Here is a 19,244-nt window from a genome sequence, read left to right as displayed (position 1 = left end):
TACCAGTACCCGGTCGTTATGCATTGCTCCTTTTAAATTGGTTGGGGAAATAAATACATCCTGCTTTTCCCGGTCTTCGGGTATTAAAAAGGCAAATCCTTTCGGATGCCCCTGAATCTTCCCCGCACCATGTTCATTTGCTCGGGAAGGCCATATTTACCGGCCTTTGTTACATACACTTCTCCTTCTTTTTCTAAATCCCGTAAAACCGCAAGCAATTTCTTTATTTCCGAAACATCAGTAAGGCCAAGGCCTTCAATGATTTTATCGGGGTACTGCGGGGCATTAGCTTTTATTAAATACTCCAAAATTTTTTCTCTCATTTATTTTTTCCTCCTTTTAACGTCACTTCGTCATTTATTTTCATCTAAATTTACTACAATTATGTCAAAAGGCGGGTCCACCTTCCCCGCCTATAAACCTAACTCCTCGTGAATTTCCTGCATTGCTTTTAAACCAAGAGCTAAAAATTGTTCCAAAGTCAGGCCAATTTCGCTGCAGGCTGCTATTTGTTCGCGCTTGGCTCCCCGGGCAAAAGATTTTTCGTAGAAGCGATTTAAAAGAAACTCCACCGTTACCGCTTCTAATTTTTTCTCCGGACGAATCAAAGCTCCGGCCACAATCAGACCCGTTAAAGGGTCAACGGCATATAAAGCTTTATCCAAACGGGATTTTCGCGGCAGGCCATGGGCTTCGTTATGAACCTTGACCGCATAGACCACTTCTGCGGGAAGTCCAAGTTTTTCCAGGATTTCCGCTCCAATTAAACTATGCTTCCGGGGATCATCCTTTGTTTCATCATAATCAATATCGTGTAAAAGTCCGGCTAATCCCCATAATTCCTCATCTTCGCCAAAATGCCTTGCCAGTTCCCGCATCACCGCTTCCGCCGCTAACATGTGTTTCAGTAGATTGGAGCTTTTAACCCTCTGGGTAAGTTCAAGGTACGCCTGTTCCCTATCCATTATTTCCCTCCTCCGTTTGCCAGAACTTTGCCACTGCAAAAGCCAGCACTTGTTCCTCCGGCCCGAAAACATAGCCTTCCATTTCGTAAATTTTCCTTTTTTTATAAATCATTTTCCCTTTTACCGTAAGGGGCACTCCAACAGGCACCGGTTTTTTAAATTTTACGGTCATCTCCGCCGTTACCGCACGGACACCGTTAAAGGAAAGCCACTTGGCCATAGCTTCATCTAATAACGTAACTATAAGCCCCCCGTGCATTACGCCGGGATACCCCTGGTGTTCCGGCCGGGCGGTAAATTCCGCTACTGCCTCATCGTTAATGTACGAAAACTCTAACTTTAGACCATAAGGATTATCTTTGCCGCAGGCAAAACAGTAGTTTAGGGATTTTCCCTCCTCGCCCATGCTCCCTCATCCTTTCTGGTCTCATTTTAGCAGGTAATTTCTTCCGCGGCAAGATTGGAACCGGTAAAAAAAAGCAGCCCTGCTTATCAGGGCTGCGCTGTGAGATTCTTTTAGAAGAGCAACAGGGGCACAATAATCAGCGCAAAGGTTCCGGCTACTTTCATCAGCGGGTTCATCGCAGGGCCAGAAGTATCTTTGAAGGGGTCGCCAACGGTATCGCCCACTACCGCAGCTTTGTGCGTATCGCTGCCTTTGCCGCCAAGATTTCCCGCTTCAATATATTTTTTCGCGTTATCCCAGGCACCGCCAGCATTGGCCATATAAATTGCTAAAAGCACTCCGGTTGCGGTAACCCCGGCTAAATAACCGGTCAGGGCCTTGAAGCCAAGGATAAAGCCAATAGCCAGGGGCGCACCAACCGCTAATAAGCCCGGTGCAATCATCTGCTTGATTGCCGCTGCGGTACTGATGGAAACGCAGCGGGCATAATCGGGCCGGGCTTTCCCTTCCATGAGCCCGGGAATTTCCCTGAACTGACGCCGCACCTCTGCAATCATCTCAAAAGCCGCTTTTCCTACCGACTCCATAGTTAAAGCCGCTACTAAAAAGGCAACGGTGCCACCCAGGAAGAGGCCCACCAAGACCCAGGGATCAGTAATATTTAAATTAAACTCGCCATTAACTAAATACTTTTGTAAGTTCGGATTGGTTTTAGCTAGGTCGGTATAAGCCGAGAATAAAGCAAGGGCAGTTAAAGCCGCCGAACCAATGGCAAAACCTTTTGCTACCGCTGCAGTGGTGTTACCCACGGCATCGAGCTTATCGGTCTTATTCCGGATTTCCGGACCGAGCTCTGCCATCTCAGCAATACCACCGGCGTTGTCCGCCACCGGTCCAAATGAGTCCACCGCCACCACCATAGCGGCAGTTGCTAACATCCCCATAGCCGCCAGGGCAATTCCGTAGAAACCCGCAGCCCAGTAGCCAACCATGATGGCAGCTACAATAACAATAATCGGTAAGTAAGTACTCCGCATACCTACGGCGACCCCGGCAATGATGTTAGTTGCCGGACCGGTGGTGGAAGCCTCAGCAATTTTTTGCGCCGGAGGTTTTAAGTTGGAAGTATAGTATTCGGTTAACGAACCAATCGCCACGTTAACCACTAAACCTGAAACTACCGCAATAAAGATTCTGAGAGCCCATTCGCTGCCAAATACGTACTGGGCTAAAATGTAGGTAAAGATGGCCGTAATAAAGTTGGTAGACCACAAACCGATATTTAAAGCCATCTGGGGGTTACCATCTTCGGAGGTCCGCACAAAGAAAGTACTGATGATTGCGGCTACAATTCCGGCAGCGCCGAGAAGCAAGGGGAAAGTTGCCCCTAAAACTTCATTAAAGCCATGGTTCTTGGCAAAGGTGAGACCCAGGAGCATTGCTGCCATGGTAGTAGCGCCGTACGATTCAAAAAGGTCGGCACCCATTCCGGCAGTATCGCCCACGTTGTCCCCCACGTTGTCCGCAATAACCGCCGGGTTTCTGGGGTCGTCTTCGGGAATACCCGCTTCAACTTTACCCACCAGGTCGGCACCGACGTCAGCGGCTTTGGTATAAATACCACCGCCAACCCGGGCAAAGAAAGCAATGGCCGAAGCACCAAAGGCAAAGCTATCGATAACATGAACATCTTTAAAAATAATATATAAGGCCGAAACACCGAGTAAACCGAGACCGGCAACGGACATCCCCATAACGCCACCGGCTTTAAAGGCCACGTTTAAAGCAGCGTTTAAGCTTTTCCGCGCAGCCTGGGTCGTCCGGGCATTAGCTTTGGTGGTACTGGTCATCCCGGCATAACCGGCAAGAGCCGAGGCAATAGCACCCACCAGAAACGATACACCAACTTTAAGCCCGTAGCCAAAGTCCCCTTCCTTATAACCAAAACCAACAACCAACAAAACAAAAACCACAAGGGCAAAAGGAATTAACGTCTTGTACTGGCGGTTTAAATACGCCATAGCCCCTTCAAAGATGGCCTGGGAAATCTCCCGCATTTTTTCATTCCCCATATCTTCCTTTAAAACCGAGGAAAAAAGATACAGGGCAAAAAGAATTGCTAAGATCCCCGCTCCCAAGCCGTAATAAGCCAAGGTCATCCCGTTTTCCATTTCTCACCCTCCTCAATTTTTAAATTTATTTATATCTTAAAAAATTAAAGCCAGCACCAGGGATAAAATCATAAATAAAATTACCGCCACTACCGTCATTTTCTCAAACAGCTCATCAAGGCCCTTTTTCTTGCCAAACAAAACTTCCGCTCCACCGGCAATAGAACCGGAAAGTCCGGCACTTTTCCCCGACTGGAGAAGGACTGTAGCGATCACCCCTAAAGCTGCCAGGATGTGCAGAAAAACTAAGACCCCCTTTAAAACGGCCACCCCGCCTCACCTCCTTAAAAACCAAAAAAATTATACCACAATTTAGTTTGGTTAACAATAATTTTCGCACTATTTTAAATATTTATACATAACCCCTGAAGTAAAAAATGAAGTAAAAAATATAGTTTAAGGCCGGGAAAGCTTCTTCCCGACCGAAATTTAAAAAGTTACGCTTTTATATTATAAAAAGCTTTCAGCCCTTTGTAAATAGCAGTATAGTCCAATTCTTCCTCAATTCTTAAAAGCTGGTTGTATTTTGCTACCCGGTCGGTCCGTGACGGCGCTCCGGTTTTAATCATTCCCGCATTTACCGCCACCGCCAAATCGGCTAAGGTAGTATCCTCGGTTTCTCCCGAGCGGTGGGAAATAATGGTAGTATAGCCGTTTTGCCGGGCAAGCTCGATAGCATTTAAGGTTTCGGTAATGGTACCGATTTGATTTAACTTAATTAAAATACTGTTGGCAACTCCCAGATCAATCCCTTTCTGAAGGCGCTCAACGTTGGTAACAAATAAATCGTCCCCTACCAGCTGTATTTTCTTCCCCAGGCGCTCGGTTAAAAGCTTCCAGCCATCCCAGTCTTCTTCGCTCATCCCATCTTCAATGCTAATTATCGGATACTTAGTACAAAGTTTTTCGTAATACTCAACCATTTCCGCAGCAGATTTTTTAACCCCTTCGCCTTCTAACACATAAAAACCGTCCTTGTATAATTCGGTAGCAGCTACGTCGAGAGCAATATAAATATCTTTCCCCGGAGTGTAGCCCGCTTTTTCAATAGCCTCAACGATTACTTCAATAGCTTCTTCGTTGGACTTAAGGTTGGGGGCAAATCCTCCTTCATCCCCCACAGCGGTGTTATAACCTTTCCCCTTTAAAACTTTTTTGAGATTGTGAAATACTTCCGCACCCATCCGTAAAGCTTCTCCAAAGGAAGAAGCTCCTAAAGGCATGATCATAAATTCCTGAATATCTACGTTATTGTCGGCGTGTTTTCCACCGTTTAAAATGTTCATCATCGGCGCCGGCAGTACCCGGGCATTGGTTCCACCCAGATAACGATATAAAGGAAGTCCAAGATAATTAGCTGCTGCCTTGGCTACCGCCATGGAAACTCCAAGAATAGCATTAGCCCCTAACTTCCCCTTATTGGGAGTACCATCTAATTCAATGAGGTACTCGTCAATCCCCACCTGGTCTAACGCATCAAACCCGAGAATTTCCGGTCCGATAATGGAGTTGACATTTTCTACCGCCTGAGTAACCCCCTTACCAAGATATCTATTGGGGTCATTATCCCTTAACTCCACCGCTTCAAACGCGCCAGTAGAGGCACCGGATGGCACTGCAGCTCTTCCCCAGGTACCATCTTCCAAGATTACATCTACCTCCACGGTAGGATTTCCCCGGGAATCTAATATTTCCCGGGCAATAACTTCCCGAATTTCTGACATTTAAATCCCTCCTTAAAATTTTTAAAATAAAGGCTGACCGGTCATTTCTGGCGGTATTTCCAAACCCATTAACTTTAATATTGTCGGAGCTACATTTTCCAGGCTTCCACCATCCTTAAGTTTAACACCCCGGTACCTCTCATCCACTAAGATAAACGGCACCGGATTGGTGGTATGAGCGGTATAGGGAGTGCCATCATCCTCCAACATCTTTTCGGCGTTGCCGTGGTCGGCGGTAATTATGGCCGTTCCTCCTAAAGATAAAAACTTATCTACCACCCGTCCCAGGCATTCGTCCACCGCTTGTATGGCCCGGACGGCTGCTTCAAACACCCCGGTATGGCCTACCATATCTGGATTGGCGTAATTTAAGACAATTAAATCGTAACCCTTTTCCATCTCCTGCAAAAGCCTTTCCGTTACCTCATAGGCGCTCATTTCCGGCTTTAAGTCGTAGGTAGCAACCTTGGGCGAAGGTATTAATATCCGCTCCTCCCCCGGATACGGCTTTTCCACCCCGCCGTTAAAGAAAAAGGTAACATGGGCGTATTTTTCCGTCTCAGCAATTCTAAGCTGCTTTTTTTGCTGCTTTGCCAGGTATTCACCCAGGCAGTTATTAATGGTTTGCGGTAAAAAAGCCACCGGAGCATTAATGGTTTTATCGTACTGGGTAAAACAAACAAAGTACAAATCCTGAATTTTTTCCCGCTGAAAACCGTTAAATTCATCATCCACAAAAGCTCTCGTTATCTGCCGGGCCCGGTCGGGGCGGAAATTATAAAAGATAATACTGTCTCCCGGTCCCACCACCCCGTACGGCTTACCTTCCTGATTAATCACCACCGTGGGCGAAACAAACTCATCCGTTTCCCCCCGGTCGTAGGCTAAAGCCACCGCCGCCTCCGGCTCTGTTACTTTAAACCCTTCCCCAAAAACCATCGCCCGGTAAGCTTTTTCCGTCCGCTCCCAGCGCTTATCCCGGTCCATAGCGTAATACCGCCCCATCACCGTGGCAATCTGGCCAAAGCCAAGTTCCTTTAAGCGAGCTTCCAAAGCTTCTATGTACTCCCGGGCGTTTTGCGGCGGTACATCCCGGCCATCAAGAAAGGCGTGGATAAATACCCGCGTAAAATTTTCCCGGCGGCAAAGTTCTAACAAGGCAAAAAGGTGTTCAATATGGCTGTGCACCCCACCGTCGGATAATAATCCCATGAGGTGAAGATTGCCCCCGGTTTTGCGGGCATGATTTACAGCCTCTAAAAGCTCAGGATTTTGAAAAAAGCTGCCTTCTTCTATTTCTTTGGTAATCCGGGTTAATTCCTGGTATACAATCCTTCCGGCTCCCAGGTTGAGGTGGCCGACTTCCGAATTGCCCATCTGCCCCCGGGGCAGTCCTACCGCAAGTCCTGAGGCTTCTAAAATTGTATGGGGATAATTATTCCAGTACCGATTAAAGTTTGGCGTTCCAGCTGCAGTTATGCTGTTGCCATAAGTATCAGCGGTTATACCCCAACCGTCTAAAATGGTAAGTAAAACTGGCACAAAAAATCCTCCCTTAAATACTTCCTTTAACAATAGCCGTAAAACTATCTACTTTTAAGCTGGCACCGCCTACTAAGGCACCGTCGATATCCGGTTGAACAATGAGTTCTTTAATATTTTCCGGCTTCACACTGCCACCGTATTGAATGCGAACTTTCTCCGCAATCTCTTTCCCGAAAAGGTTTACCAAAAGTTCCCGGATAAACCGGCACACTTCCTGAGCATCTTCAGGAGTTGCGGTTTTTCCGGTACCAATTGCCCACACCGGCTCGTAAGCAATGGTAAGGTTTTCGGCCTGCTCTGCCGTTACTTCAGCCAGGCCCTTTAACACCTGAATCTCCACCACTGCCTTGGTAATTCCCCGTTCCCGTTCTTCCAAAGTTTCGCCAACGCAAAAGATAGGATTTAGTCCCCAGGTAAAAGCTGCTTTTATTTTTTGGTTAATAAGTTCGTCCGTTTCCCCGAAGCAGGCTCTCCGCTCGGAGTGTCCCAAGATTACGTACTTCACCCCTAAATCTTGAAGCATGGCCGGAGATACTTCACCGGTAAAAGCCCCTTCCTTTTCAAAATGCATGTTCTGGGCCCCAAGAGCAATATCGCTCCCCTCCAAAGCTTCCTTAACCGGCCACAGGGCAGGAAAAGGCGGGCAAACCGCCACGTCCACACCGCTAACATCTTTTAAGCTATCTTTGAGCTCACGGACAAATGCGGCCGCCTCGACAGGGGTTTTATACATTTTCCAGTTACCTGCAATAAAAGGTTTTCTCATACCCCGCCCCCCGTAACTTACTTATCGTATAAAACTTCAACTCCGGGAAGTTTTTTCCCTTCTAAAAATTCCAGAGAGGCTCCTCCGCCGGTGGAAATATGGGTTATTTTGTCCGCAACTTTTGCTTTTTCTACCGCCGCAACCGAGTCTCCACCGCCAACCACGGAAAGAGCGCCGCTTTCGGCTACCGCTTCGGCAACCGCAACTGTACCCCGGTCAAAGGGTTCCACTTCAAAAACCCCCATCGGCCCGTTCCAGACAACTGTCTTAGCTTTTAAAATCTCTTCCCGGAAGAGCTTGGCGGTCTTTTCGCCAATATCTAAAGCCATTTCTTCCGCAGGAATACCATCGGCTGCTACCGTTTTGCCGGGCACTCCCGCTTCAATCTTGGGAGCTACCACCACGTCAATCGGCAATAAAAGCTTAACTCCCATTTCTTTTGCTTTATTCATTAACTCCCTGGCTAAATTTACTTTATCCTCTTCCACCAAAGATTTTCCGGTTTCATAGCCCATTGCTTTTAAAAAGGTGTTGGCCATGCCACCGCCGATTAAAAGTGCGTCAACTTTGCCGAGAAGGTTTTCAATCACCCCGATTTTATCGGAAACTTTAGCTCCACCAATAATAGCCACAAACGGCCGTTCCGGGTTATTTAATACCCGCGACAAAAAGTTAATTTCTTTTTCCATTAAAAATCCGGCTACAGCCGGTAAATACGAAGCAATCCCGGCGGTAGAAGCATGAGCCCTGTGGGCCGCTCCAAAAGCGTCGTTAACATAAATTTCGGCAAGTCGCGCCAGTTTCCGGGCAAATTCCGGATCATTTTTTTCCTCTTCGGGATAAAAGCGTACGTTTTCTAAAAGAAGTACTTCTCCCGGCTGTAATTCCCCGGCCATTTTTTCCACCTCGGGCCCCACTACATCGGGAGCCATTTTCACCTCTATCCCAAGAAGCTCAGATAGTCTTTTAGCCACCGGCTTTAAGCTGTATTTTTCGTTAAACTGGCCTTTGGGTCGGCCCAGGTGAGAGGCGACGATAAGTTTAGCCCCTTGTTCTCTCAAGTACTGGAGGGTAGGAAGGGCTGCCCGGATGCGGGTATCATCGGTTATCTCCCGGTTTTCATTTAAAGGTACGTTAAAATCAACCCGCACGAAAACTTTTTTGCCTTTTACCTCCACATCTCTTATCGTTTTTTTGTTCATAAACATCCCCTTCCCTTCTTAAAATGGGAAACGGGGGACTTGGCCCCCACTATTATAAACCTTTTTTGGCAATGTAAGTCGCTAAGTCCACCAGACGGTTAGAATAACCCCATTCATTATCGTACCAGGCAATAACTTTGGCCATATTGCCTTCGATTACCATGGTAGAAAGTCCATCAACAATAGAGCTCAAAGGATTACCGTTAAAGTCCACCGAAACCAAGGGTAGCTCGGTATAACCAAGGATGCCCTTTAATTCTCCTTCGGCAGCTTCTTTTAAAGCAGCGTTAATTTCTTCCCTGGTTGCGGGTTTTTCTAACTCCACCACCAAGTCAACTACCGAAACATTGGGTGTAGGTACCCGCATGGCAAAGCCATTTAATTTTCCTTTTAATTCGGGAAGAACTAAGGCCACCGCTTTTGCCGCTCCGGTAGTGGTGGGGATTATGGAAGTAGCTGCAGCCCGGGCCCGACGTAAATCTTTGTGAGGAAGGTCTAAAATCCGCTGGTCGTTAGTGTAAGAGTGGACGGTAGTCATCAAGCCTTTAACAATGCCAAACTTTTCGTGCAGCACTTTGGCCACCGGTGCCAGGCAGTTAGTAGTACAGGAGGCATTGGAAATTACATGGTGGTTCACCGGATCGTACTTATCCTCATTTACTCCCATAACAATAGTAATATCTTCATCGGTAGCAGGAGCGGAAATGATTACCTTTTTGGCTCCAGCTTCCAGGTGCTTTACCGCATCAGCTTTTTTGGTGAACTTTCCGGTAGACTCAATGACAATTTCTACTCCTAATTCCTTCCAGGGTAAGTTAGCCGGGTCTTTTTCCGCATAAACTTTAACTTCTTTACCATTTACCACAATGGCATCATCTTTAGCCTCTACGTCGGCAGCAAAAATCCCGTGAACCGAGTCGTATTTTAAGAGGTGGGCCAAAGTCTTGGCATCGGTTAAGTCGTTTACCGCTACAATTTCAATTTCCGGATTGTTTAAGGCTGCCCGAAACATATTCCGGCCAATCCGGCCAAAACCATTAATCCCTACTTTTACAGGCATCCCAATTCCTCCTTTTAATTAATTTAAAAAATTAACTGTGCTTCTCTTGTATTATAAAACGATATTTTTAATATAGGCAAGTTTTAAAGTAATCCATGCTACCCGGGAAAAATGTTTTTATTTTTTGAATATTAAACATACGAAAAGGCGGGTTGCCCCGCCTCAAAATGCTAATTATTTTCCGGCTTCCAGTCTTTAAACATTTCCCTTAACTGCACTTTGGCAATTTTACCGGTAGAAGTCTTGGGAAGTTGCTCAACAAAAACGAAGTAGTCCGGCAGCCACCATTTGGCAAACTTGGGCGCTAAAAATTCCCGGAGTTCATCGGGAGTAGCAGTCATCCCTTCCCTTAAGACTACTGCCGCTAAAGGCCGCTCCTGCCACTTGGGATCATAAACGGCAATTACCGCCGCTTCTTTCACCGCCGGATGCCCCATTAACGCATTTTCTAACTGTACCGAACTAATCCATTCTCCTCCAGACTTAATAACATCTTTGGTGCGGTCCACCAAACGGATGTAACCCCCTGGCTCCACCACTGCCACATCTTCGGTTCTAAACCAGCCATCCTCGGTCCACTTGCCGGTATTTTCACCTTTATAATACTGGGCAGCAATCCACGGTCCACGCACCTGTAGCTCACCAAAGGTTTTGCCATCTTCAGGCACAACATTCCCTTCTCCATCCACCACCCGGGCTTCCACAAAAGGTACCGGTAAACCCTGGGTAGCCCGAATCTGGTATTTCCGGTCTTCCGATTCAGTTAAATGTTCAGGTTTAATCCGGGCAACCGTCCCTAAAGGAGTAGTTTCGGTCATCCCCCAGGCATGGATAACGGTAATCCCGTGCTTATCAAACCTCCGGATAATTGCTTCAGGAACCGCCGCACCACCCACTACTAAACGTAAGTTTGGGGCAAATTTAAATTTGCCGGGATTTTGGTCCAGCAAATCAATAATTCCCGCCCAAATAGTGGGCACTCCAGCGCTTAAAGTCACCTGTTCCTTTTCAAATAAATCCACCAGACTCGCCGGATCTAAATAGGGTCCCGGCATCACCATCTTCGCTCCTACCATTACAGCAACATAGGGAATACACCAGGCATTAACATGGAACATTGGCACTACCGGCATTAAAGTATCGTACATACTGATACCAATGGAATCAGGCAGCGCCAAACCAAAGGAATGAAGCATCAGCGAACGGTGCGAATACAAAACTCCTTTGGGCCTTCCGGTAGTCCCTGATGTGTAACACATCGCTGCCGCATCCGTTTCGGCAATTTTCGGATACGAAAAACTTTCATCGCCGGTCGCCAAAAACTGTTCGTAATCGATATACTCCCCCGGAACAGGTTTTCCGGAAAACGGCACTACGATAACTTTTTCCACGTTGATCTGGTTCTTAACCTGTTCAAAAAGCGGCAAAAGCACATCTTCTAAAATAATAAACCGGTCCTCGGCATGATTTATTATATATGCTAAATCCTGGGGAGAAAGCCGCAGGTTCAAGGTATGCATAACCGCTCCGGTAATGGGGATACCAAAATATGCCTCCAGATGGCTGTAAGAGTTCCACATCAAAGTCGCTACCCGATCCCCCGGTTTAATTCCCGCTTTTACCAAAGCGCTGGCAAGTTTATGGCTTCTCCTGTAAAACTCTCCGTAGGTATAACGATGTAACGTTCTGTCAGGGCGGCGAGTCACAATCTCATGGTTGGCAAAATATTTAGCCACCCTCTCCAAAATCGTAATCATCGTTAAAGGATAGTCATCCATCATTAAACCTTTCAAATCTATCTCCCCCTGTTCTGTTTATTTTTAATTTTATAATATTATTAATTTTCAGTCAAATTTAATTTTATTATCACAGCTAAAAGAAAAACGGGCTTGCGCCCGCCTTAATTTCTACACTTTTCGCCGCTTTGCTGCCGCTAAAATCCCCATTTCTTCCCGGTATTTAGCCACGGTCCGGCGGGATATTTTTATACCCCGCTGGGTTAAAATATCGGCAATTCTCTGGTCCGATAAAGGTTCCTGGGGATTTTCCCGGGCGATCAGTTCTTTAATTTGCGCTTTGATACTGGTGGAAGAGGAAAAACCTCCCTGACCGCTTTCCAACGCCGAAGCAAAGAAATATTTCATTTCAAAAGTCCCCCGGGGAGTAGCCATGTATTTATTGGCACAGGCCCGGGAGATAGTTGATTCGTGTAAATTCAACGCTTTTGCTACCTGTTTTAAGGTTAACGGCTTTAAATATTTTAAACCGTATTCTAAAAATTCCCGTTGATAATCCACAATGAAACGAGCCACCCGGTACAGGGTAAAACGCCTCTGTTCGATACTTTTGATAAGCCAGAGGGCTTGATTTAATTTTTTCTCCACATATTTTTTCGTTTTTTCATCGTAATCCTTTTGCTTTAAAATGTTTTGGTAAGTATTATTTATATTTAAACGGGGTAAAAGGCTGTCGTTTATTAAGATTATATATTCACCTTCAACTTTTTCTACAGTGATATCCGGTACCACGTACCTTACTTCTTTTAGCGTCGCAAAATTTCTCCCCGGCTTTGGGTCTAAACTTTTTATAATATCCATCGCCTGGTAAACTTCTTCTACCGTTACCCCCAGGCGATTGGCCACTTTTAAGTACTTGCTCTGGGCTAAATCGGGTAAATAATTGGAAATTATCTCTTTTACCAGAGGAGTTAAAACATTTTTTTGCTCCGCCTGAATTAAAAGGCATTCTAAAAGTCCCCGGGCGCCAACTCCGGGAGGATCAAAAGTTTGGATAATTTTTAAAACCCGTACTACATCTTCTTTTTCCACTTTCAGCCTTTCAGAAATTTCCTCCACCGGACAGGTTAGATAGCCGTTTTCGTCAATATTACCAATAATAAACTCTCCGATTTTATTATCAAGCTGGGGTAAGTTCAATAAATGAAGTTGTAAATAAAGATGTTCCCACAGGCTGCTTTCGGAACTTGCCGGTTCAAAACCTTTCCGTTCTTCATCCTCTTGCCTCAAGCCCATCCCCAAATCACTGGAATCGGCAAAATAATCAGCAATTTCCCGCAATTCCTGCTCTTCATCATTTTCCTCCAGTCTATTTTCTTCTTTATCTTCACTTACTTCTATTTCCAAAAGAGGATTAGTTTCAACCTGCTGTTCAATAAAACTAACCAATTCCAATGTATTTAATTGTAAAATGGTAATGGCCTGTTTTAGCTCGGGCGTTAAAACAAGCTTTTGCGTCTGCTCTAAATTTAGTCCAAAATCCATCGGCATTCGTCATTCACTCCTAAGAAGAAAGCCTTTATGTAAATAATTCGCCCTAAGCTTAAAATTATCCTTCTTGTTAATTAATATGAGCCAACTTTTTAAAATAAACCAAAATAAAACCGCTTAAAACTAAAGCTAAAACAACTGCAAAAGAAAACTGTTCCTCTAAGAAAAGATAGGGATGTAAGCCAAACCCCCAGTCAACAACGTCTTCCAGGATAAGCCAAATTACGCTGAAAAAATAGGCTTTTTTGGTTACCGGTATACCTTTTACGTAGATAATACTTTCCACAATCATCCCCAGATGACTTACAAAAAGCATTACCTCTACCGGCTCGATTCTTCCGGAAAGATACCAAAACTGCATTAAGATTCCCAGGGCCCAGAAACCGTATTTAAAACACATCATCCCCGCCCAGAGGGTAAGACCGGTAATCTCCCGCCCAAAAAGCATCAAAAAAAAGGCTAAAGTTAACAGCGTTGTCGACAAGGGACTGTCAGGAATTAAAGGCCAGAAAATAAGCGGCTCTTTCAGCAGTTGTCCCCGGTACCAGAGGTACCCCCAGATACTGCCAAATAAATTTACCAGCAGCAGTAAAAAAACATAAAGCTTTTTGCGGGGGTTTTGCCAGTAATCAGCGATTACCCCGGTAATTTTACTCAATTTTTTTCACCACCCGGGCGGGCACTCCCACCGCTAACACCCCGGGAGGAATATCTTTTGTCACCACCGCTCCCGCTCCAATCATTGCTCCATCACCAATTTCCACTCCCGCCAAAATCGTAGCATTTGCACTGATCAAAACATCCCGGCCAATTTTAACTGGCCCGGTTTTAAAACCCTCCACGCGAAACTCGTGGGTTAAAATCGTTGCATTGTAACCAATAATGGTATTGTCCCCAATTTCGATTAACTCGGGAAAAAGCACATCGGGCATCATCATCAAGCCAAGGCTTACATTTTTACCAATTTTCATCCCAACCCCGTACCGGTAAAGCCAACGTTTTAATCCGAGAAAGGGCAAATACCTGCCGATGCTGATAAAGATAAAATTTTTAGCTACTTTAAAAAAGCTCACGTAACTGCGCCAGTAGTACATCGAGTTCTCCGGTCCAGGTTTTTGATGTTCCGTTAATCTTCTCATACTCCCTCCGGATTCAGCTCAAGTTTTAAACCATCCTTACCGGCAATAGTTTTAATACCGGATTTTTCCCTTACATACCGGGCCATCTTATCCCGCAAATCTTCGGGATAAAGGCAACAGTAGTTAAAATGGCTAAGCACCGCTAATTTAACTTTACTGTCCTTCAAAAGATGGGCAAGACCTAAAGTGGTTAAGTGCCGGTGCATCCAGGAATTGTGAGCGGTTACATTGGCAATTAAAATATCCACTTCGGAAAAAATTTTTTTAAGATCTTCGCGATAATCCACAACCTCAAGAAAATCGTTAACCGGCCCCATTCGTTCTACCTTTTTAATTCCCGTTAAACTCTGGTAGCTTAAAATGTAGTTGGTATCGCTGGTATAACCGATGGCTAAATTTTTATATTTTAAAATAAATCCGTAATTTTCTTCCCCGTGATAGACAGCTACCGGAACTACCGTTACTTTCCCTATTTCCACGGGCTTAAGTGCTTTTAAAACCACCACTTCCGGCCCCCCGGAATAAAAGCCGGTATTAATTCCCTGATGAAAGGGACTTATCATGCGGTCATCTAAAACCTTGCCGGGAGCTAAAAGAAAACCTCTCCGGGCAAACATTCCCCAGCACATACCTTCAATAATGGGTTCCGCTCCCCCGTAGTGGTCCTGATGGCCATGGGAGATATACACAGCGGTAAGACTACCTAAATCAATGTTTAACTCCCGGGCCCGCACTATTGCCGACGGTCCAGGATCAACCCACATTAAAAATTGTTCAAGTTTAATAATAAAGCCCGCGGTATACGGGTTCTGGGTTAAAACCGCCTCGGGATTGCCACCGGTTCCGGCAAACAAAATAAAACTTTCCCCGGTGTTTTTTATCTCATTTCTTTTTCTAAACCTTTCCCTTGCTAATTCAATTCCATAAACTGTTTTTTCTCTAAGTTCCCGATCAAGTCCTTCCAAATCCATTACCCCAGCGCCCCGTTTCTTATTTTTTCAGCTATAAGTTCTAATTTGCGAAAGCGGTGATTAACCCCGGATTTAGTCAGGGGAGGGTTTAAAAGACTACCTATTTCTTTTAAGCTTAAATCCGGATTATCCAGTCTTAAAATGGCAATTTCCTTTAAAGCCGGGTCAAGGTTATCCAACCCAATCTTCTCTGCAATATATTCAATATCCTTTATCTGCTTCACCGCCGTTTTTACCGCTTTTTTGATATTGGCCGTTTCGCAGTTAACCAGGCGATTTACCTGGTTTCTAACTTCTTTCACCACCCGAACGTTTTCAAATTTTAAAAGCGACTGATGAGCCCCTATCAAACTTAAAAAAGATAAAATCTGTTCCGCATCCTTTAAATACAAAAAAGGAACAGATTTCCGTTTTAAAAACCGAAAAGTAAAATGGTACTTTTGCAAAACCTTTAAAACCTGCCGGGCAAACGCCTCATCGGGCAGGTTTAATTCCAGATGATAGTCTCCTGCCGGATCGTTTAAAGAGCCACCGGCTAAAAAAACGCCCCTTAGAAAACTTCGCCGGCAACAATCGTTTTTAATATAATTTTCGTTAATGCGGTTAGATAAATTTCCTTTTTCATCTATAAAGCCATACTCTTTAAGAAGTTCTTCCACCCGCTCTTCAAGTTCTATATAGTAAAAATTTTTTTGGGAAAGCCGCCCGTGGTCCTGCACCAGGGTTTTAGTTTTAAAACCATTATTTTTTAGAAGAATTAGAATTTTTCGCGCCAAAAAAGAAAGGGGAGTTTTAAGGGAAAGTTTTAACTTTTTACTGGAAATACCCAAATCCCCCAGCATCTTGATATAAGCTCCCAGTTCCGCCCGCTGGCAGCAACTTTTCTGGGGGATAATGTGGGCCAGCTCTTCTTTCGTTTCCCGGGCAAAAGACATGTTACCACCTCGAAAAAATTATACCATACAACCACCTGACCGGCCAGGAGTGGTACTTCCGGAGCACTCCGGGAATAAAGGAAGGATTGTATCTTTAACATAACCCGGTAGAAATTTTTTATGCTCCCTTTTCTACCTATCTTCCCTTAAATATTTTTCTAACTGCTCCACAAATTCCCTCCTACTCATATGGCCGGTAACCCGCAAGCGTTTTAAACGGTATAAATCACAACCTTTCTCATTAATTCCCAGCTCGGTAGTAGTGGCAGCTCGAAAACCGGCTTTTTTTACCATTTCTATAATTTGGTCATTGTAAAGACCATAGGGATAACAAAAATATTTTACCGGACGCCTTAAATTCGCTTCTAACATTTTTTTGGAATTAAAAATTTCCTTTTCCGCCACTTCCAGCGGTACTTTCGTTAACCGGGGGTGATTAACGGTATGAGCGCCAAATTCAATCCCGTAATTGGCCATTTCCTCGATCTGCTCCCAGGTTAACATGTAATTGGTGGGCTTTCCTTCCCGCTCATCCCACTCGTTAGTTTTCCCAACAATTCCGGTAATTATAAAAATTGTAGCGCGAAAACCGTATTTTTTTAAAATCGGAAAGGCATAAACGTAATTATCCCGGTAACCATCATCAAAAGTTATCACAATAGGTTTTTCCGGTAAGGGCTTACCAAATTCAAGATAATCCACCGCTTCATCCAAAGATACCGTGTGAAAACCATGCTCCTTTAAATAGCGCATTTGCCAGTCAAACTCCCGGGGCAAAACTCTAAGCCCAAGGCCGCCGGTTTTCCGGTCGGGATTTACCTTATGATACATTAAAATCGGTACCCCTCGCTCCCGGTAATCGGCAAAGGCTTCCCTGGGAAAAGAAAGCCATCCGACGGTAACAATACTTGCCGCAGCAATTAACGCCAGTATAAAGGCAAGTAATATCCGCTTCATCTTTTTTCCCCCATTTGCTTAAACTTTTTCGGCAATTTCCTTCCGGTAAAAACTTATTATTACCCGGGCCAATTTTTCCGAATCATGGCGTAAATACTGCTTCTGGTCTAATACCGGTGCTTTTATCACCTTTTTAACCCCAAGCTTTTTTAAAAGCTTTTCGTTTACCGTTACCGGCTGCTGTCCTTCCCGCTGATATTTAGCTAACAAATGATCGGCAAAGCTTTCGTTATTTACCAAAACATAATCCACAATCGGTCCCGCGTGCTCGATAATAGCCTGCAGGTGGTCGTGCGCCGTAAAGCCAGCGGTTTCTCCCTTCTCGGTCATTATATTCATCACATAAAGAACCGGCGCCCGGCTTTTCCTGATGCTCTCCACCACCCCTTTTACCAGCAAGTTAGGGATAATGCTGGTGAAAAGGCTACCCGGTCCTAAAATAATTAAATCCGCCTCCAATAATGCTTTTTCGACTTCCGGCAAAGTCTTTGCTCCCGGTGGATGGAGATAAACCCTTTTAATGGGCACCGCTACTTCCCGAAAACGGCTCTCCCCCACCACTTCATCGCCGTTGACAAGAATACCCCTTAACACTACTTTATCTTCGGTTGAAGGATAAACAACACCCCTTACTTTTAAGATCTGTCCCAGGGAAAAAACTGCCTGGGAAAAATTCCCGTTGATTTTCCAGAGGGCAGCTAAAAGCAAATTTCCCATGCTGTGACCGGCCAAATCCCCTTCGGTAAAACGAAACTGCAATAAACTTTCCATGAGACTTTCTTTATCCGCCAGAGCCACCAAACAGTTTCTTAAATCCCCCGGTGGCAGCATACCCATTTCTTCCCGAAGCCGGCCAGAGCTTCCTCCGTCATCGGCTACCGTTACAATAGCGGTAATGTTGCTGGTGTAATGTTTTAATCCCCGAAGTAAGGTGGCAAGTCCGGTTCCACCACCAATAACAGCAATTTTTGGACCCCTCAAAAGTTTTTTTCTAAGATAAAGTTCTTCAATGACATTTCCCCGTTCGTCCGGATACAAACTTTTTAAAACGGAATTTAAGAGCTTTTTAAAACCATATGCAATTAAAAAAACACTTATTCCGAAAACAATTAAAACATAAAGCCGTCGGTTTTCAACTATAAGGTGAAAACCCCAGGCAAAGGATAGTATTCCCGCAATAATAAGCAAAATGTACCTTTTAATTTTTAAACCGGGGTACAACCATAATAAATATTTTTTCATTACCTTATTCCTCCCGGTGTTTTTCCAGATCCCGATGCCGCAGATACACCTCGTAATTTTTTTCTTCTAAAGTCCTGGCCAGAAAATTAGCAATAGCTACCGACCGGTGCCGGCCACCGGTACAGCCAATAGCAATGACGAGATTGCTTTTTCCTTCTTTCTGGTAAAAGGGCATTAAAAATTCAATAAGATCCAAAAATTTTTCGGTAAATTTTTTGGTAACCTCATACTTAAAAACGTAATCATAAACCGGCTTGTCGCTTCCGGAAAGAGGTCTTAGTTCATTTACGTAAAAAGGATTGGGTAAAAAACGAACATCCATTATAAGGTCGGCATCTAAGGGTAGACCGTACTTATAACCAAAAGTTACGATATTTATGGAAATTTTGCTGCGCTTTTGCTCTTCGCCGTAATAGTTTAAAATCTCGTTTCGTAAATCTGCTGGCTGTAAATCAGAAGTATCTATTATTTTATCGGCTCTTGCCCGTAAATTCTCTAAAAACTTTCTTTCCTTTTTGATGTTATCTAAAATTTGACTGCCCCGTACTCCCAGCGGATGCCCCCGGCGATTAGCTTTAAACCGTTTTAATAATATTTCGTCCCGGGCCTCTAAAAATAAGATTTCATACTTTATTCCAAGCTTCGTTAACTCTCCCAGAGCCCAGTCTAAATCCTGAAAAAACTTCTGCCCCCGGACATCCACCACTAAAGCTACCTTTTCTATTTTATTTTCCGCATGAGCTACCAGTTCCGCAAACTTGGGCATTAAAACCGGAGGTAAGTTATCCACGCAAAAATAGCCAAGATCTTCTAAAGCGCGCATTGCCTGCGTTTTACCAGCTCCGGATAATCCCGTTACAATTAAAAAGCGCAT

General features: G+C 44.7%; 20 protein-coding genes. All 20 read right to left on the bottom strand.

Going from position 1 to position 19,244, the window contains the following annotated elements; all coding sequences use genetic code 11:
• On the bottom strand, positions 1 to 84 hold an 84-nt coding region (locus ciss_RS13780), incomplete at its 3' end, for a hypothetical protein (RefSeq protein ID WP_369689006.1).
• A complete protein-coding gene (locus tag ciss_RS03615) occupies positions 84 to 323 on the bottom strand; it encodes a hypothetical protein (RefSeq protein ID WP_075864947.1) in 240 nt (79 codons plus the stop codon). The genes ciss_RS13780 and ciss_RS03615, both read right to left, overlap by 1 nt.
• A gap of 90 nt (positions 324 to 413) precedes the next feature.
• Positions 414 to 965, bottom strand: coding sequence for an HDIG domain-containing metalloprotein (locus ciss_RS03610; protein ID WP_075864945.1), 552 nt, complete (start codon positions 963 to 965; stop codon positions 414 to 416).
• Positions 958 to 1,371, bottom strand: coding sequence for a PaaI family thioesterase (locus tag ciss_RS03605; RefSeq protein WP_075864944.1), 414 nt, complete (start codon positions 1,369 to 1,371; stop codon positions 958 to 960). Before ciss_RS03605 ends, ciss_RS03610 begins: the two co-directional genes overlap by 8 nt.
• Positions 1,372 to 1,481: 110 nt before the next feature.
• Positions 1,482 to 3,542, bottom strand: a complete 2,061-nt coding sequence (locus ciss_RS03600) for a sodium-translocating pyrophosphatase (protein WP_075864943.1) — start codon at positions 3,540 to 3,542, stop codon at positions 1,482 to 1,484.
• 36 nt (positions 3,543 to 3,578) lie between these two features.
• Positions 3,579 to 3,812: a preprotein translocase subunit SecG gene (gene secG, locus ciss_RS03595; RefSeq protein WP_075864942.1), complete on the bottom strand. Its 234-nt coding sequence runs from the start codon at positions 3,810 to 3,812 to the stop codon at positions 3,579 to 3,581.
• A gap of 167 nt (positions 3,813 to 3,979) precedes the next feature.
• Complete coding sequence (eno, locus tag ciss_RS03590; RefSeq protein ID WP_075864941.1) at positions 3,980 to 5,266, bottom strand: phosphopyruvate hydratase; 1,287 nt, start codon at positions 5,264 to 5,266, stop codon at positions 3,980 to 3,982.
• A 21-nt stretch (positions 5,267 to 5,287) separates the two neighbouring features.
• Positions 5,288 to 6,808 (bottom strand): 2,3-bisphosphoglycerate-independent phosphoglycerate mutase, encoded by a 1,521-nt coding sequence (gene gpmI, locus ciss_RS03585; RefSeq protein WP_075864939.1) that lies wholly within the window; start codon positions 6,806 to 6,808, stop codon positions 5,288 to 5,290.
• A 13-nt stretch (positions 6,809 to 6,821) separates the two neighbouring features.
• Positions 6,822 to 7,577: a triose-phosphate isomerase gene (gene tpiA, locus ciss_RS03580; protein ID WP_075864938.1), complete on the bottom strand. Its 756-nt coding sequence runs from the start codon at positions 7,575 to 7,577 to the stop codon at positions 6,822 to 6,824.
• 17 nt (positions 7,578 to 7,594) lie between these two features.
• Complete coding sequence (locus tag ciss_RS03575; RefSeq protein WP_075864936.1) at positions 7,595 to 8,779, bottom strand: phosphoglycerate kinase; 1,185 nt, start codon at positions 8,777 to 8,779, stop codon at positions 7,595 to 7,597.
• Positions 8,780 to 8,831: 52 nt separating this feature from the next.
• Positions 8,832 to 9,839: an ArsJ-associated glyceraldehyde-3-phosphate dehydrogenase gene (locus tag ciss_RS03570; RefSeq protein ID WP_075864935.1), complete on the bottom strand. Its 1,008-nt coding sequence runs from the start codon at positions 9,837 to 9,839 to the stop codon at positions 8,832 to 8,834.
• Between the two features lie 170 nt (positions 9,840 to 10,009).
• Positions 10,010 to 11,632: a long-chain fatty acid--CoA ligase gene (locus ciss_RS03565; RefSeq protein ID WP_075864934.1), complete on the bottom strand. Its 1,623-nt coding sequence runs from the start codon at positions 11,630 to 11,632 to the stop codon at positions 10,010 to 10,012.
• A 114-nt stretch (positions 11,633 to 11,746) separates the two neighbouring features.
• Positions 11,747 to 13,126, bottom strand: coding sequence for an RNA polymerase factor sigma-54 (rpoN, locus tag ciss_RS03560; protein ID WP_075864933.1), 1,380 nt, complete (start codon positions 13,124 to 13,126; stop codon positions 11,747 to 11,749).
• A gap of 70 nt (positions 13,127 to 13,196) precedes the next feature.
• Entirely contained in the window at positions 13,197 to 13,784 is a 588-nt protein-coding gene (locus ciss_RS03555; RefSeq protein WP_075864932.1) for a DUF1405 domain-containing protein, read from the bottom strand.
• Positions 13,777 to 14,265: an acyltransferase gene (locus tag ciss_RS03550; RefSeq protein ID WP_075864930.1), complete on the bottom strand. Its 489-nt coding sequence runs from the start codon at positions 14,263 to 14,265 to the stop codon at positions 13,777 to 13,779. The genes ciss_RS03555 and ciss_RS03550 overlap by 8 nt, the downstream gene beginning before the upstream one ends.
• Positions 14,262 to 15,236 carry an MBL fold metallo-hydrolase gene (locus tag ciss_RS03545; protein ID WP_075864929.1) on the bottom strand — a complete coding sequence of 325 codons (975 nt, stop codon included), beginning with the start codon at positions 15,234 to 15,236 and terminating at the stop codon, positions 14,262 to 14,264. The genes ciss_RS03550 and ciss_RS03545 overlap by 4 nt, the downstream gene beginning before the upstream one ends.
• On the bottom strand, positions 15,236 to 16,171 hold the full coding sequence (gene whiA, locus ciss_RS03540; protein ID WP_075864928.1) for a DNA-binding protein WhiA: 936 nt from the start codon (positions 16,169 to 16,171) through the stop codon (positions 15,236 to 15,238). The genes ciss_RS03545 and whiA overlap by 1 nt, the downstream gene beginning before the upstream one ends.
• Before the next feature lie 132 nt (positions 16,172 to 16,303).
• Positions 16,304 to 17,128, bottom strand: a complete 825-nt coding sequence (locus ciss_RS03535) for a polysaccharide deacetylase family protein (protein ID WP_075864927.1) — start codon at positions 17,126 to 17,128, stop codon at positions 16,304 to 16,306.
• Positions 17,129 to 17,146: 18 nt separating this feature from the next.
• Positions 17,147 to 18,370 (bottom strand): gluconeogenesis factor YvcK family protein, encoded by a 1,224-nt coding sequence (locus ciss_RS03530; protein WP_075864926.1) that lies wholly within the window; start codon positions 18,368 to 18,370, stop codon positions 17,147 to 17,149.
• A gap of 4 nt (positions 18,371 to 18,374) precedes the next feature.
• Entirely contained in the window at positions 18,375 to 19,244 is an 870-nt protein-coding gene (rapZ, locus tag ciss_RS03525) for an RNase adapter RapZ (protein ID WP_077177420.1), read from the bottom strand.

The sequence above is a fragment of the Carboxydothermus islandicus genome, assembly GCF_001950325.1.
GTDB lineage: Bacteria > Bacillota > Z-2901 > Carboxydothermales > Carboxydothermaceae > Carboxydothermus > Carboxydothermus islandicus.
This window is presented reverse-complemented; position numbering and strand designations above follow the sequence as displayed.